11 protein-coding genes are annotated in these 15,414 nt (G+C 73.9%); 7 read left to right on the top strand and 4 right to left on the bottom strand.

The features are described from left to right. The first annotated feature begins 159 nt into the window (after window positions 1-159). Window positions 160-1,452 carry a DNA polymerase III subunit gamma/tau domain-containing protein gene (locus ACVGV0_RS22905; RefSeq protein ID WP_459157751.1) on the top strand — a complete coding sequence of 431 codons (1,293 nt, stop codon included), beginning with the start codon at window positions 160-162 and terminating at the stop codon, window positions 1,450-1,452. A 123-nt stretch (window positions 1,453-1,575) separates the two neighbouring features. Then, window positions 1,576-3,102 (top strand): hypothetical protein, encoded by a 1,527-nt coding sequence (locus ACVGV0_RS22900; RefSeq protein ID WP_459157750.1) that lies wholly within the window; start codon window positions 1,576-1,578, stop codon window positions 3,100-3,102. A 76-nt stretch (window positions 3,103-3,178) separates the two neighbouring features. On the opposite strand, the gene ACVGV0_RS22895 is transcribed toward ACVGV0_RS22900, so the two are convergent. Next, window positions 3,179-4,504, bottom strand: a complete 1,326-nt coding sequence (locus tag ACVGV0_RS22895) for a glycosyltransferase 87 family protein (protein WP_459157749.1) — start codon at window positions 4,502-4,504, stop codon at window positions 3,179-3,181. Window positions 4,505-4,986: 482 nt separating this feature from the next. On the opposite strand from ACVGV0_RS22895, the gene ACVGV0_RS22890 reads away from it, so the two are divergent. Beyond that, window positions 4,987-5,805 (top strand): GGDEF domain-containing protein, encoded by an 819-nt coding sequence (locus ACVGV0_RS22890; RefSeq protein WP_459157748.1) that lies wholly within the window; start codon window positions 4,987-4,989, stop codon window positions 5,803-5,805. A 206-nt stretch (window positions 5,806-6,011) separates the two neighbouring features. On the opposite strand, the gene ACVGV0_RS22885 is transcribed toward ACVGV0_RS22890, so the two are convergent. Further along, window positions 6,012-7,091: an inositol-3-phosphate synthase gene (locus ACVGV0_RS22885; RefSeq protein WP_459157747.1), complete on the bottom strand. Its 1,080-nt coding sequence runs from the start codon at window positions 7,089-7,091 to the stop codon at window positions 6,012-6,014. 20 nt (window positions 7,092-7,111) lie between these two features. Next, entirely contained in the window at window positions 7,112-7,684 is a 573-nt protein-coding gene (locus ACVGV0_RS22880; RefSeq protein WP_459157746.1) for a PadR family transcriptional regulator, read from the bottom strand. A gap of 198 nt (window positions 7,685-7,882) precedes the next feature. Between ACVGV0_RS22880 and ACVGV0_RS22875 the strand changes: the two genes are divergently transcribed. Continuing rightward, on the top strand, window positions 7,883-8,287 hold the full coding sequence (locus tag ACVGV0_RS22875) for a DUF5318 family protein (protein ID WP_459157745.1): 405 nt from the start codon (window positions 7,883-7,885) through the stop codon (window positions 8,285-8,287). 483 nt (window positions 8,288-8,770) lie between these two features. Here ACVGV0_RS22875 and ACVGV0_RS22870 read toward each other — a convergent pair whose 3' ends face one another. Continuing rightward, window positions 8,771-9,748: a hypothetical protein gene (locus ACVGV0_RS22870; RefSeq protein ID WP_459157744.1), complete on the bottom strand. Its 978-nt coding sequence runs from the start codon at window positions 9,746-9,748 to the stop codon at window positions 8,771-8,773. On the opposite strand from ACVGV0_RS22870, the gene ACVGV0_RS22865 reads away from it, so the two are divergent. The 3 genes from ACVGV0_RS22865 to ACVGV0_RS22855 all read left to right on the top strand — a co-directional run bounded on the left by ACVGV0_RS22865 (window position 9,740) and on the right by ACVGV0_RS22855 (window position 15,057). Further along, a complete protein-coding gene (locus ACVGV0_RS22865) occupies window positions 9,740-12,130 on the top strand; it encodes a transglycosylase domain-containing protein (RefSeq protein WP_459157743.1) in 2,391 nt (796 codons plus the stop codon). The two genes, ACVGV0_RS22870 and ACVGV0_RS22865, sit on opposite strands and share 9 nt — an antisense overlap. Before the next feature lie 99 nt (window positions 12,131-12,229). Next, window positions 12,230-13,861, top strand: coding sequence for a glycosyltransferase family 87 protein (locus ACVGV0_RS22860; protein ID WP_459157742.1), 1,632 nt, complete (start codon window positions 12,230-12,232; stop codon window positions 13,859-13,861). Between the two features lie 95 nt (window positions 13,862-13,956). After that, window positions 13,957-15,057: a hypothetical protein gene (locus ACVGV0_RS22855; RefSeq protein ID WP_459157741.1), complete on the top strand. Its 1,101-nt coding sequence runs from the start codon at window positions 13,957-13,959 to the stop codon at window positions 15,055-15,057. The last annotated feature ends 357 nt before the right edge of the window (window positions 15,058-15,414 follow it).

Raw genomic sequence — 15,414 nt, 5'->3', positions numbered from 1 at the left:
CGGCCGCGCGCGACGCGCGTAACACGATGTGGCGATCCTGATGCGCAGTGCGTGCGTCGACGAGCGGCGCTCTGGAAGAGTGCCCTCTCGTGATCGGATCGCCATCCGGTCACGCCGGAGACGGGGAGTCGCATCCACCGGAGAAGGAGCGGACCGCGGATGTCGCACCGCGACCAGGAAACACCGGGCCGGTGCCGCCGCGCACTGGCCCGCGGTGCGGTCGCTGCGGGCGCGGTGTTCGCCGGTTCCCTCCTCGCGTGGCTGGTCGGCTCCGGCAGCCCCGTCAGCGCCGAACAGCTCTCGCGACCCGCTCCGCCCGCGGACACCGTGACCGATCGCACCGTGGCCGATCACGCCGAGGCGGTGGTGCGCACCGCCTCGGCGGCGCTCGGGCCCGATGCCGCGGAGGGCTCGGCGCCCGGTGCTCCCGGAGCCGACCGCACCACCGGTGCCGGCACCGCCGAGCCGACCACCGCGCCCGCCGGCCCCGGGGCGGGCCAGTCCGAAACGACGCACTCCGGGACGGCGCCCGGCCCCGGGGAGGGGCAGCGCGAAACAGCCCAGCCGGAAATCGCCCAGCTGGAAGCCGTGCGGCCGGAAGCCGTGCAGCCCGCTGCCGAACCCGCTCCTGACCGCGCGGCCCCGCAGTCCGAGCCCGCGCCCGTTGTCGCCCCGTCCGCGGAGCACATGACCGAGTCGCCCGGGGCCGCATCGACCGGAGCCGCCACCGGACCGTCCGAGTCCGCGCAGCCCGGCCCCGCGCACGCCGAAGTGGCCCCAGCCGAAGCCGCCCCAGTCGAAGCAGTCCCAGCCGAAGCCGCCCCAGCCGAAGCCGCGACGCGGAGCGGGCCGGTGCGCGGTCTGACCGACGTCGTGGCGGAGACGGACCTCACCGGTGATCAGGGCCTGCTCGGCCGCAGCGCGCTGCCGCTGGCGCAGGAGCTGCTCGACGGGCCGCAGGGCCTGCTCGACGATCGGGGGGCTGTCGGCGCGCTGCTCGCGCCCGTCGAAGGCGCGCTGCACCCGCCGCGTCCCGCGGAGGCCGCCTCCCCGCAGCTCGCACCGGTCCCACCGCAGCGGACGGTGCCGGCGGCCGAAGCGCCGCGGGAGGCACCGAGCGCCCGTGCGAGCGCGGTGCAGCAGGCCCCCACCGGCACTGCGCAGCCGCTGGTGCACGCCGCACCCGCGCAGCGCACCGCCGCGGGCGATGCCGTCGTGCCCCGGCAGGCCCCGCCGCAGCAGCAGGACCGGAACGCCCCCGCGCCGCTGCCCGCCCCGGCACCACCGGCCCCGGTGGGCAGCGCGGACGCGACCCCGCCGCTCGCGCCGGCGTTCCTCGCCCGGAACACCGCGGTACCGGGATCCGACGCGGGCGCGCGTCCGACCGCGCGGCGCGGCGCTCCCGGACCGCACGGTGCTCCCGCACCGCAGCCGGGCACGACCCCCGACTGAACCCGCAGCGCGCAGCCGAAACCCGTCCGATGTGAACCCCTCGCCGCACGTCGCCCGGCCGTGGCGGCACGCGTCACCTGAGTCGTTCTCCGCGCGGCGGTACCCACCGCGCGGGGAAGACCCGTGAAGGAGAGAGAAGCCATGCAGAACTGGGCCAAGCGGAGCATGCGAGCCGCGCTGGTCACCGGTGGTGTCCTCGCCGTCGGTACCAGCGGTGTCGCCTCCGCCGAGGACGAGTCCGAGCAGCCGACCCTCGGTGACGGGCAGCTGACCTGGGACGAGATCCGGCAGGCGGGCAGCCCGTTCACCCAGCCCGGCTCCACCGTCACCCGCATCAGCGGCACGCTCGACTCCGAGCGCGACCTGCTGCCCGCGGTGGAGAACGACGTCACCCGCGAGATCCCCGCCATCACCGACGACGGGGAGCTCCGCCCGGCCGGTCCCGCCCGGACCTCCTCTCGCGCCGCCTCCGCCGGGCCGCGGCACCGCCTGCAGGAGCCGGTCACCGCACCCGACGCGGAAACGCTGGTGCTGCCCCGGATCGACGCCGTCGAACCCCCCGCGGGTGACGCGGCCCCCGCGGAAGCGGCCCCGGCGGAAGCGGCCCCGGCGGAAGCGGCGGAGAGGAGCGCCGCTTCCCGGGGCGGGCAGCACCGCAGGGAACCCGCGCAACCGACCGAGCGCGCAGCCGCGACCCCGGCCTCCGCGGAGGCCACCCCGGCCACCCCGGCCGCCGCGGAGGCCCGGCGGCCGCTGCCGGACGGATCGCCGGCCCGGGGCGTCTACCGCTCGATGAGCTGGACCGGACCGATCGGGGACGTGGTGCGCGGGGGCAGCTCCTCCGCCAGCACCGCAGCCTCCGGTGGCCCGGTGCTCGCGGAACCGCTGATCACCCCGAGCGAGGAGATCGTCTACGCGGACGGCTTCGAGGACTTCGGCCGGTCGACGCGCCCCGCGGGGCCCGACGCGGCCCGGCAGCCGTCCGGCGCGGTTCAGCAGCCCTCCGGCACGACCGGGGCCGAACGGGCCACCGCGCAGCCGGCGCGCGCGAACCCGCCCGCCGGCGGGCTGCTCGGCGGGCTGCTCGACCCGTCCGGCCAGGACCTCACCACCGCCGACCTCTCCCGCGCGACGAAGCTCCACCCCGTGCCGCACGCCGTGCTCAACAAGGCGCTGGCCACGACGGCTCCCCGCTCGGCCGCCCCCTCCGAGCCGCGCACGCTCACGGTGCCGGGGGAGTACCAGGACCGGGTGGACGAGCTGCCCGGTCTGCGCGGGTTGGACAGGGCGCCGCGCGCCGCCGCGATCCCGGAGGGCACCGCACCGCTGCGCGGCGTGGTCGAGGCCGCGTTGAGCGGGACCCTGCCGAGCGGCGCGGACGGGAGCGCCGATGCCGTGCGCTTCTCGCCCGACCCCTCGCGCTCCGCGGTATCGGTGACCACTTTGGACGAGTTGACCGCGGGGATGCCGGAGCGGAACTGGGTCGCCCGCAACCCGTTCCCCACCCGGAAGGCGCTGCCCGCGATGCCCGACCTCGGCATGGCGCTGCCGACGTTCTCGGCACCGCCGAACGCCGGAGCACCGGACGCCGGCCGACCGAGCACCGGCCAGAACGACGAGACGCTCGTCATGCCGGGTCAGCGCGCCTGATCCCGACCAGCGCCGATCCGCGGAGTCCCGCATCCGGCCCCGCGCCCCGCCCGGCGGAGCGCGGGGCCGGTGCGCATCAGCGGTGGGCCGCGCTGCGCAGGGACCCCGGTGCCTCGGCGGGGCCCGACCCGGCGTCCTCGGCGGAGCGCAGCCCCGCGCCGCTCCGGTCGTGCCACCACCGCACGGCCATGTACACCAGCAGCGCCACGCCCAGGTACACGTAGGAATTGCCGAGGGCGTGCTGGAGCACGTTCCACTCCAGCTCCAGGCCGTCGCCCTGCGGCACTCCCCAGTGCGGTCCGATCAGCGCGATCGCCGCGGCCACTCCAGTGGTCAGCAGCAGCGCCCAGTTGCGCGCCGCGAAGGCCGAGCCCGTCAGCAGCACCAGCGCCGGCACCGCCCACGACCAGTGGTGCGACCACGAGATCGGCGAGGCGAGCAGTCCGAACACGGCGTTGATCATCACCGCCATCGGCAGGTCGCCGCGCCGCATCGCGCCGCGCATGCCCAGCACGGTGAGCACGAGCAGCAGCGCCAGCAGCACGGCCAGCACCGCGGACGGCGCCGGGACGTGCGCCTGGACCAGGAACGAGCGCAGCGACTGGTTGCCCGCGTAGACCGAGGCGTCGCCGGTGAACATCGGGCCGAAGGACACGTTGCTGGTCGCCCAGACCTCCCGCGTCCAGAACGTCGCCGCGTCGCGGAAGGTCACCGCGAATCCGAGCGCGGCGGTGGCCGCGAACGTCAGCACGCTGACGGCGATCGTGCGCACGTCCTTGCGCAGCAGCGGGAACAGCAGGAACACCAGCGGGGTCAGCTTGATGCCCGCGGCGATGCCGATGAGCGCCCCGCGCGGGTACGGCAGCGAGCGCGCTCCGCCCGTGCGCCACAGCAGGTCCACCGCCACCAGGGCGATGAGCACGAGGTTGATCTGCGCGTAGGTGAGCGTCTCCACGACCGGTTCGGTCAGCGTGAGCAGCGGCAGCGCCACCGCCGTGCCGAGCAGGATCCGGTCGCGGTTCGCGCGGGTGAACGGCGCCGCGGCGAGCACCACGTAAAGCGTCGTCAGCAGTGCGAGGTGGCTGACCAGCATGATCGCCGCGATGGCGGCCGCTTTCGGCACGTACGCCAGCGGGGCGAACAGCAGCGCGGCGAACGGCGGGTAGATGAACGGCAGGTGCAGCCCGCCTTCGGTGGCGGGCAGGTCGTCGTAGACGGACTGGCCGGACACGAGCGTCCGCGCGCCGAGCTGGTACACCTCGCCGTCGACGTGGGCGTGCGGGTTGATGGTGCCGGTGTACAGCAGGGCGATCAGTTCGGCGAGCGCGATCGCGACCAGCAGCCCGCGCTGTTCGCGCATCCTGGCCCGCAGGCCGAGCTCGGCGCCTCGCGTGGTCGGCACGTGTCACCGTCCCCTGGTGCATCGGATCGGCCGCGGCCCGCGGCGCTCGGTCTGGCGTGCTCGCTGACCACCTTAGAAGGCGGTGGCCGCTCCGGTGAGCGCGGTGCTCCCGCGACGGCTATGGGCGGGATGCCGGGATCAGCGCGTGGTCACGTGATGTGACTCGCTCTCGTGCCAGGACGAATTCCCCTGTCCGGACCAAGAAGGGCGGACCGAGGCTCGGAAAAGTCCACATTGTCACGACTCCCCGGCAACGGGGGGACGGTGCGTGTCACGCGCTCGGCGCAGCGCTCCCCGCTCGGGGGTTCCCATCGGCCGAACCGGGACGGTGCGTGATGCGAGCAGAGTAATACCACCATTACGGGTGGTAGCTGATCTCTTGAATTTCGCCCAGCTGTCAGAGGAACCTCGAACGGGACTGCTCCGTTCGGAGGGGAGGGGAGGGCCGAATGAGTGTCCTCGACATAACCGCACCATCCCCGTTGACACCGGTTTGGGACGAGCTGATCACGGGGCTCACCATGGGGGTCGTCATCGCCGACGAGCGCGGCCAGGTGCACGCCACCAACGACATCGCCGCTGACCTGATGCGCCTCGACAAATCGGATCTTCTCACGGGGAATCGCCCCGACGGCTGGCAGGTGTGGGACGACACCGGAGCGCCGCTGCCGGACTGGGCGGACCTCATCGGCCAGGTGCTCCGCGCCGACGTCCCGATGTCCACGCCGATGATGATCGTCCGCCACGGGCAGCCGACGAGCCGCATCTGGGCCGATTACCGCGCCGTGCGCATCCAGGGCCGCAAACGCGTGCTCATCCTGCTGCAAGCCGTGCAGACCGACGTCGCCCACAACCGCGGGCTCATGGACACGCTCACCGGGCTGCCGGGACGCGTGCTGCTGCTGGACAGGCTCGAGCAGGCCCTGGCGCGGGCCCGCACGCACGGCGTGCTCACCACGCTGGTGCTCATGGACGTGCACCGGCTGGCCGCGTTCAACGCCGAGCACGGCTTCGCCCGGGGTGACGAACTGCTCACCACCCTCGCCGGCAGGCTCCGGGAGGGGCTCGCCGACGACCACACCGTTTCCCGCTACGGCGGTGACGAGTTCGCCGTGATCGCCGAGCACACCGGCGGCGCGGGGGAGGCGCTCGCCGAGCACGCGCGCGAGATCGCGAACTGGCCGATGCGCATCGGGGGCGCGCGCATCCGCCCCGGACTGCGGGTGTCCTGGGTCACCTCCGACGGGCACGCCTCGGTGCACTCCGTCCTCAACCGAGCCGAGCAGCAGCTGCGCCGCTGAGCACCCGGGCGCCCGGGTGCTCAACGGCGCCCGGCCCCGGCCCGGCCCCGGAACGCGGCACCGACGACCGCGGAACGCCGGGGCGGGAACAGCCGGGCGCGGGAGCCGAGCGAGCACCACCCGAGGAGCGCCCCGGGCCGCGCGGGCAGCCCGGGGCGCGATCGTGCTGGGGACATCGTGCTGGGGGCGTCGCGCCGGGCGCCGCTTCAGCGCCCGGCGATGAACTCCTCCACCGCCTGGTAGGCCTCCGAGTCGGAGTACTGCTCCGGCGGGGACTTCATGAAGTAGGACGAGGCCGACAGCACCGGCCCGCCGTGCCCGCGGTCCGCGGCGATCTTCGCCGCGCGGATCGCGTCGATGATGATCCCCGCCGAGTTCGGCGAGTCCCACACCTCGAGCTTGTACTCCAGGCTCAGCGGCACGTCGCCGAAAGCCCGGCCCTCCAGCCGCACGTAGGCCCACTTGCGGTCGTCCAGCCACGGCACGTAGTCGGACGGTCCGATGTGCACGGAGTCGTCGTTCATCTGCCGGCCGACCTGGGAGGTCACCGACTGCGTCTTGGAGGTCTTCTTCGACTCCAGCCGGTCGAGCTCCTTCATGTTCAGGAAGTCCATGTTGCCGCCGACGTTGAGCTGCATCGTCCGGTCCAGGTGCACACCCCGGTCGGAGAACAGCTTCGTCAGCACCCGGTGGGTGATCGTCGCGCCCACCTGGGACTTGATGTCGTCGCCGACGATCGGCACGCCCGCAGCGGTGAACTTCTGCGCCCACTCCGGGTCGGAGGCGATGAACACCGGAAGCGCGTTGACGAAGGCCACACCGGCCTGCAGCGCGCAGTCCGCGTAGAACTTCGCGCTCTCCTCCGAGCCCACCGGCAGGTAGGACACCAGCACGTCGGCCCCGGACTCGCGCAGCGCCCGCACCACGTCGACCGGCTCCTCGTCCGACTCCTCGATCGTGTCGCGGTAGAACTGGCCGAGCGCGTCGAACGTGTGCCCCCGCTGCACGGGGACGTCCAGCGGGGGGACGTCGCAGATGTTGATCGTGTTGTTCTCGCTGGCGACGATCGCCTCGGAGAGGTCGCGGCCCACCTTCTTGGCGTCCACGTCGAACGCTGCGACGAAGCGCACGTCCCGCACGTGGTAGTCGCCGAACTGGACGTGCATCAGCCCCGGGACCCGCGCGTCCGGGTTCGCACCGGCGTAGTAGTGGACCCCCTGCACCAGCGACGCCGCGCAGTTGCCGACGCCGACGATCGCCACGCGGACGGGTCGATCTTCGCTCATGGCAGGGGCCTCCTTCTTGGTCATGTGTCGTTCCCTCGCTGCTGTTCCGCGGCCGCTGGGGCGCCCGTCGCGGCGCACTCCCGCTCGCGCTCGATGACCGAGTCGAGCCAGCGGACCTCTTGTTCGCTGTGGTCCAGCCGCAGCCGGTGGAGCTGGCGCAGGTACCCGCTGTCGTCCTCGCAGCACGACAGCGCGGTGCGCAGCGCCTCACCCCGCTGCTGCAGGCGGCGCCGCCGCGCCTGCAGGACGCGCAGCCGCACCTCGGCGGGGGTGTGTGCGAAAAACGCCACGTGCACGCCGAACATCGTGTCGTCGCAGGCCTGCGGACCGCAGGACCCGACGAGTTCGGTGAACCGGTGGTGCCCGCGCTCGGTGAGGCAGTAGACGCGGCGGCCGCGGCGCCCCCAGCCGCGGGAGGAGGCGTCCGACTCGTCGGCGATGAGCCCGTCGCGCAGCATCCGGCGCAGGGTCGGATACAGCGTTCCGTACGACAGCGTCCGGAACACACCGAGTGTCTCGCGCAGTCTTTTTCGCAGCTCGTAGCCGTGCATCGGTGCTCGTTGCAGGAGGCCGAGCACGGCGAACTCGAGCATGTGCCCCCTCCGCTCGACGGGTGCGAATGGACCGCGAGCGATTGTATCGGGCCGATGCATCGCGCTCGCCGGCAGCCGAGCGCGCCGCCCGGCCGCGGACCACGCCCCACCAGGGGTCGCCCCGGGCGGGGCGGGCCGCGCGCCCACCTGCCCTGAACGGCGCATGGAGCACACGTCGCGGACACGTACCCTGAGGGCGTGCGGACCCAACGGCATGTGGTCGACTACGCGCTGCGCCGCCGAGCGCTGCTGGCGCAGCTGCGGTCGGGCCGCGTCGACAGGATGGAGGTCTGCGACGCCGACCCGTACCTGCTGCGGGCTGCGGAGTTCCACGGCCAGTCCAGCCAGGTGACCTGCCCCGTCTGCCGGCGGGCGAAGCTCACCATGGTGTCCTGGGTGTTCGGTGACGAGCTCAACAGCGCGTCCAACACGGCGCGCGAACCGGTGGAGCTCGAGCGGATGGCGGCCGTGTTCAAGGAGTTCAGCGTGTACGTCGTAGAGGTATGCCGCGCATGTAGTTGGAACCACCTCGTGCAGTCCTACGTGCTGGGAACCGGCGGGTTGAACAATCCCGGTCGCCGGAGCAAGACTGCTGCCGAGTGAATCCGGCCGCGTCCCCGAGCGGCCGGGCGCCCGGTGCGGCGCACCCCCGACGTAACCGCATCGCTGGCGTCGTGCGCGACGCCTGTCCGAAAGGCCCGACACGTGAACGACGAGCGTGACCAACGCCCGCGCGATGACCGGTATTCCCAGGATGACCGGAATTCGGATCGCGAGGGGCACACCCCCGACTCCGGGTCTGGTCAGCCCAACGGCGCGAACCGGGGCGCACCCCCGCCGCCGGGACAGCCCGGCGGGCCGGCGCAGCCGCCCGGCAACCAACAGCAGCGCGGCAACCAGCCGCCGCCCGGCAACCAACAGCAGCGCGGTCCGCAGCAGCCGCCGCAGCCGCCTCCTCCCGGTGCCGCGCCCCGGCCGCCGCGTCCGCACGACACCGGGCAACCCCCCCAAGCTTCGCAAGGGGCACAACCCCCTCCGAGCCCGGCGGGCCCTCCGCCGAACCCGCCGGGCCAGCCGCCCGCCGGGTCACCACCTGCCGGGCCCCCGCCCGCAGGCGGTCAGCAGCGGCCCGGGCCGCCGCAGCCGGGGAACCAGCCCGGCCAGGGGCAGCCCGGCCAGGGGCAGCCCGGAGAAGCTCAGCACGCCCCGGGGGCGCAGCCCCCGGGGCCGCACGCGCAGCGTCCGGACCAGCAGCGTCCGGACCAGCCGGGGCAGGCCCGCCCGGCTCCACCCGGCCCCGGCGGCGCGCCGCAGGCGCCCGGAACCGGCGCGCCCGGACGCCCCGGTGCGCCGCAACCGCCGACCGAGGGCGGACAGCGGCAGGAGAGCCCCGCCGGGGAACCGGGGTGGCCGCAGACCGACCAGGGCTCCGGCGACGATTCCGGCGGGCAGCGTTCCTCGCTGATCAGCAGGCTCACCGGCGAGGACGACCCGGAGGCCACGAACGCGGGGCCGAGCGCTCCCCCGCCGACCGCTCCGCCGCCGATCGACTCGCACACGCGGCAGGCACCCCCGCCCGGTCAGCAGCCGCAGTCCCAGCCGCCGCAGGGCGCTCAGCAGGGCGGTCATCCGCCGCAGGGCGGCCAGCAGGGTGGCCAACCGCCGCAGGGCGGTCATCCGCCGCAGGGCCGGCCGGTTCCGCCGCCTCCGGGCGGTCAGCAGCCCGGACCACCGCGTGCGCAGCAGCCCGACGCGGGCGGGAGGCCGCACGGCGCCGCCGAGCCCGGTGCCGGTGACGGGCAACCGCCGCGGCCGCCCGCGGCCGGCCCGCCTCCCGGCGGACCACCACCCGGTGGGCAGCAGCCCGGCGGACCATCGCCTGGTGGGCAGCAGCCCGGTGGACAGCAGCCCGGCGGGCAGCAGCGCCCCGACCAGGGGCAGGACGGCCCGGGCCGGGCGGCCGCAGCAGGCGCAGCAGGTGCCGCAGGCGCGGGAGCAGCAGGAGCGGGTGCCGGTGCCGGCGGCCCGGGCGCTTCGGGGCGCGACCCCGGCCTGGTGACGCACGGCGTCGGCGGGTACGACTACTACGCCGCGGCCGGCGAGGGGCCGGACGACGACCCCTACGGCCCCGCGTCCGACGAACCCGGGCCCGGCGAACCCGGGCCCGGCGAGGAAGCGACGCACGTCGCGCACTCCCCGCCACCCGGTGACCCCGCGCGCCGGTCCGCGGCCGGGTCGGGCGCGAAGGCCGCGCGGCGCCGGGCGCTGTGGCGGCGCGTGCGCCGCAGCTGCTACGTCGCCGCGTGCCTCATGTTCGTCGTGCCCGTGCTGGTGTTCATCTACGGCTACTTCAGCTGGAAGACGCCGACCCAGGAGGACATCACCTCGCAGAAGCAGCCGATCCAGATCAACTACTCCGACGGGAGCCGGCTGACCACGGTCGAGGACGAGGGCTCGCGGCGCATGATCAACAGCCTCCAGGACGTCGCGCCGTCCGTGCGCAACGCCACGATCTCGGCCGAGGACGACACGTTCTACAGCAACCCCGGCTTCGACATCATGGGCATCCTGCGCTCGGCGTTCTTCCTGGTGAGCGGCACCGGCAGCGGCGGCGGATCGACCCTGACCCAGCAGTTCATCAAGCTGCACCTGGAGCTCAACGAGAAGAACTCGGACTACGTCCGCAAGGTCAAGGAGATCGTCCTCGCCTACAAGATGACCCAGCAGCAGGACAAGGACGACATCCTCAAGGCCTACCTGAACACCGCCTACTACGGCCGCGGCGCCACCGGCATCACCGCGGCCTCCGAGGCGTACTTCGGCAAGGCCCCCGACCAGCTCACCCCCTCCGAGGCCGCCGTCCTCGCGGGCACGGTGCAACGCCCCTACGACAACGACCCGCGCGGCAACCGCGAGCAGGCGCAGCAGCGCTGGGACTACGTCATGGGGCGGATGGTCGCCAACGGGTTCATGTCGCAGCAGGACCGCGAGCAGGCCGCCATGCCGCAGACGCGGGACCGCACCGAGTGGCGCAAGGACAACCGGCTCACCCCGGTGCAGTCGGCGATCAAGAACCGCGTCCTCGACGAGCTGGAGCGCGAGGGCTACAACCAGCAGACGCTGTCGACCGGCGGCTACAGCGTCACCACCACCATCGACCCGAAGGCGCAGCAGGCCGCCGAACGCGCGGTGCAGGAGACGCTGCAGGGCGAACCGGAGAGCATCCGCACCTCGCTGGTGGCCGTCGACCCGAAGAACGGGGCCGTGCGCGCGTACAACGGCGGCTCCACCGAGGTCGAAGGGCTCGACTACGCCAACCAGCCGCAGCAACCGGGCTCCTCGTTCAAGCCCTTCGTGGCCGTGGCGGGCCTGCAGCAGGGCCAGGGCATCGGCCGGTTCTACGACGGCACCGCGCCGCAGGAGATCGCGGGCACCGTCTTCGACAACTCGGAAGGCGTGGCCTGCGACGTGCCCGAGCACTGCGGCGTGCGCGAGGCCATGACGAAATCGGTGAACACGGCGTTCGTGAACATGGCCACCCAGTTCGGCCCGGGCAAGGTCGCCGAGGCCGCGCACCAGGCCGGAATCCCCCGCAAGTACGGGGAGAACCCGACGCTGCAGAGCCCGAACGGCGGCGTCGAGTCGGGCATCGCCCTGGGCATGTACCCGGTGCGGCCGACCGACATGGCCGCGAGCTACGCGACCTTCGCCAACGACGGCATGCGGGTCGATCCGCACTTGGTGCAGTCGATCTCGCACAAGGTGGAGGGCGAGAAGCAGAAGATCCAGCTGCACACGGCCCAGCCGCAGCCCGCCTACGCGTCGAACCCGGCCGAGAGCAAGAACATCGCGGCCAACGCGGCCGAGGCGATGATGAAGGTCGCCGAGCACTCCAAGATCCCCCTCGCGGGCGGCCGCCCGGTGGCCTCCAAGACCGGTACGCACCAGTTCGGCGACACCGACGACAACCGGAACGCGTGGATGATCGGCGCCACCCCGCAGATCTCCTCGTCGGTGAGCATGCTCGCCGAGAACGAGCAGGGCGAGCCGATCCCGCTGACCGACAGCTCCGGCTCGATGGTCTACGGCTCCGGCCTGCCCGGCGAGACGTGGCAGCGGTTCATGAACTCCTACCACGAGGGACTGCCGATCGAGCACTTCCCGAAGCCGGACCCCATCGGCCAGTTCCAGGACGTGCCGCCGTCCACGCCGGAGACGAGCTCGACGCCGCCGTCCTCGTCGAGCAGCCCGCCGCCGACGTCCTCGCAACCGCCGACGTCCTCGCAGCCGCCGTCGGAGTCGGAGAGCGAGGAGCCGACCTCCTCGGAGCCGTCCGAGGACAACTGCGGCATCTTCGGCTGCCCGGAGGGCGGCGAGGACCCCGCCGGCCCGCCCGGCATGTCGCAGCAGCAGCAGCCGAGCCGGACCGGGCGGGAAGAGGAGTGACCCCCGCCGGCTGACCGGGGTGCGCGGCGCGCCCGCACGGGCGCGCCGCGCACGACCCCGTCGCGGGGGCGGGGCTCCGCCTGCCAGTAGCATCCGGGCGTGTCCACCTCGCGCGAGCCCGCGCCCCCCGCGGGAACCGGCCCCGCCGAGTCGTTCGTGGACGACGACTCGCTCGGCCCGGAAGACCGGTTCGCCGCCACGTGGACACAACCGCTCGCGGCCGCGGCCGGCCGCATCACCGGAGGCCGCCTCGGCCGGCACGCGCAGGTCGGGCGCCAGTGGTTCTGGACCCCGCTGCGCGTCGTCCTGCTGCTCGCGGTGCTGACCCTCACCGCGGCCTGGCTGTTCAAAGCGCCCTGCCAGGTCACCACCGACACCGGCAGCGGACCCCAGCTCAACTGGGACGACCAGCGCCAGTACTCGGCGATGTGCTACAGCGACATCATCCCCCGCTACGGCATGGGGGACCTGGCCGGGCAGGGCACCTTCCCCTACAAGACCTCGTGGGTGGAGAACCCGGGCACCCCCCAGGAGCAGGTCCGCTACATGGAGTACCCGGTGATCACCGGGCTGTTCCAGTGGGTCAACGCCAAGACCGCCGACGGCTGGGCCACGCTCGCCGAGCACGGCTTGCTGCCGGGCGGGCTGAGCAGCGTGCTCTACTTCAACATCAGCACCCTGTGGCTCGGCGCCGCCTGGCTGGTCACCATCTGGGCCCTGGTCGGGCTGTGCCGCAGACGCGTGTGGGACGTGGCGATCGCCGCGATCTCCCCGCTGGTGTTCGTGCACGCCTTCACCAACTTCGACGCGCTGGCCACCGCCCTGGGCACCACGGCCCTGCTGGCCTGGGCGCGCCGCCGCACCGCGCTCGCGGGCGTGCTGCTGGGACTGGGCGGTGCGGCCAAGCTGTACCCGCTGTTCTTCCTCGGACCGCTGCTCGTGGTCTGCCTGCGCGCGGGCCGGCTGCGCGAGGGGGTGCGCACCACGGCGGCCGCGGTGGCCTCGTGGCTCGCGGTGAACCTGCCGATCATGCTCGCCTACCCGGCCGGGTGGGCCGAGTTCTTCCGCCTCAACAGCACGCGACCCGCGGATCCGGACTCGCTGTACAACGCGCTGATGTACTTCACCGGCTGGGCCGGCTTCGACGGCCCGCTCGCCGAGGGGGAGCCCCCGAGCGTGCTCAACGCGGTCAGCACGGTGCTGTTCCTGGCGCTGTGCCTGGCCATCGGCTGGCTCGGCCTGGCCGCGCCGCAGCGCCCCCGGCTGGCCCAGCTGTGCTTCCTCGTGGTCGCGGCGTTCCTGCTCACCAACAAGGTGTGGAGCCCGCAGTACTCGCTGTGGCTCGTGCCGCTGGCCGTGCTCGCGCTGCCGCGGTGGCGGCTGCTGCTGGCGTGGATGGCCGTGGACGCGGCCGTGTGGGCACCGCGCATGTACTACTACCTCGGCCCCGGCAACGGCGGTCTGCCGGAGGGCTGGTTCCTGGGGGCGGTGCTCGTCCGCGACGCCGTGGTCGTGGCCCTGTGCGTGCTCGTCGTGCGCGAGGTCCTCCGGCCGCGCACCGATGCGGTGCGGCGCGACCTGCGCGTGCCGGGCCGGCGCGTGCCGGACGCCGCCGACGACCCGACCGGCGGGGTGTGCGACGGCCTACCGGACCGGGTGCGCCTGTCCCTCCCGCGGCGCCCCCGACGGGTGACCGCTGCCCCGGGAGTCGACCCGGCTGTGCAACGCTGAGTAGCCTTCCCCGCGGCACCGTTACTCGAACCGGTGTTGCCCCGTTGAAAGATCTGACAGAGTCGACACGACCCGATCGACGCCGGAGGCCCACGATGGAGCGTTCCTCACAGCCGGCGGACGGCCCCGCCGGGCGGCGCGCCAAGCGCACCCTCGCCACCAGCACCGCGGCGGTCGCGTTCGGCGCGAGCGTGTTCGCCGGTGCCGGGGCCGCCCAGGCCGAGCCCTCCACCGAACCGCTCGTCGTGGACAGGTCCCTGGCCGTCGTCGACGCCACCGTCGGCCAGCCCGTCGCCATCGACCCGGCGACGATGGACTTCAAGGTCCGCGAAGCGGTCCTGCTGGCCCTCCCCCTGGCCTTCGACCAGGCCGACGCGGCCAGCAGCCGCTTCGCCGAGCTCGCCCCCATCTCCCTGGACCGGGCCCAGGAGGGCAGCACCTTCTACTCCGGTTCCGAGATCGCCGAGGCCGCCGCGCCGCAGCTGTCCGAGATCGGCCTGCCCGCGGACAAGGTCGAGGACGTGCGCCGGCACTTCGACAACCTCGTCAGCCTCGGCAACGGGATCACCGTGCGCGGCGAGCAGCCCGCGGAACCGGAGGAACCAGCGCCCGCCCCCGACGAGGGGGAGGACCCCGCGCCGCCGCCCTCGGAGCAGCCGCCGTCCTCGGAACCGTCCGAACCGGCCGAACCCTCCGAACCGGCCCGGCCGCCGGAGTCGTCCGAACCGGCCGAGCCGGAACCGCGCCCGGACGCGCAGCCCGAACCGCGGACGTCCGAGCCCGCTCCGGCCACCCCGGTCGAGTCGCGCCCGGACGCGCAGCTGCCCGCCTGGGCGCGCGGCGGCCAGGGCGTCACGAGCATCCAGCCGGACATGAGCACTCCTCCCTCCGCGGGCGAGCTGCCCGATCTCGGCGAGCTGCTGGGAGGCAGCGGTGATGCGCCGACCACGCCCGCGCCGGAGAGCTCGCAGGAGGACGGCGCGCGCGGTGCCGCGGGCGGTCAGGAGCGGACGAGCGGGCAGGACCCGGGTGCGCAGGACCGCCAGCAGGCCGACGCGCGCGCCGCGGGCCGGGCAGAGGCGGTTCCGACGAGCGCGTCCACCCCGAGCATCACCACGCCGGTCGTGCTCGCCGCGGCCGCGTTGGCCGTGGTCAGCGCCGGTCTGGTGCGCACCTGGGTGCTGCGCCGCCAGTGACAGCCGGTGCGCCACCGGTGATCCGCCGGTGCGCCGGCAGTGAGCGCCGGTGCGCCGGCAGTGAGCGGTGGTGCGCCCGCCGACGAGGTCGAGCGGTGGACATGTCGCGAGAAATGTCCACCAACTCCGCTCAGGTGAGGTTCTTGCGCAGCAGGGGCAGCGCTGTTCTCCGGTGCTGATCACCCGTGCTGATCAGCGGGAACGCCCGTCGGGGCCGGGGTGCGGCGCCGGATCGCGGCAGCCGGGGGTCCGCGGGCCCCCGCGGTGCGGGCGGCGCGTCCTGCCTTGCTAGCCTTGACGGGTTCGTCGATAGACGAGCCTCCTGCCACGGAACGTCCGTGGCCGCGAGTCCATGGG

Source organism: Salinifilum ghardaiensis (genome assembly GCF_054491345.1).
The sequence above is the reverse complement of the archived record's forward strand: the minus strand, read 5'-3'. Positions and strand labels throughout refer to the sequence as shown.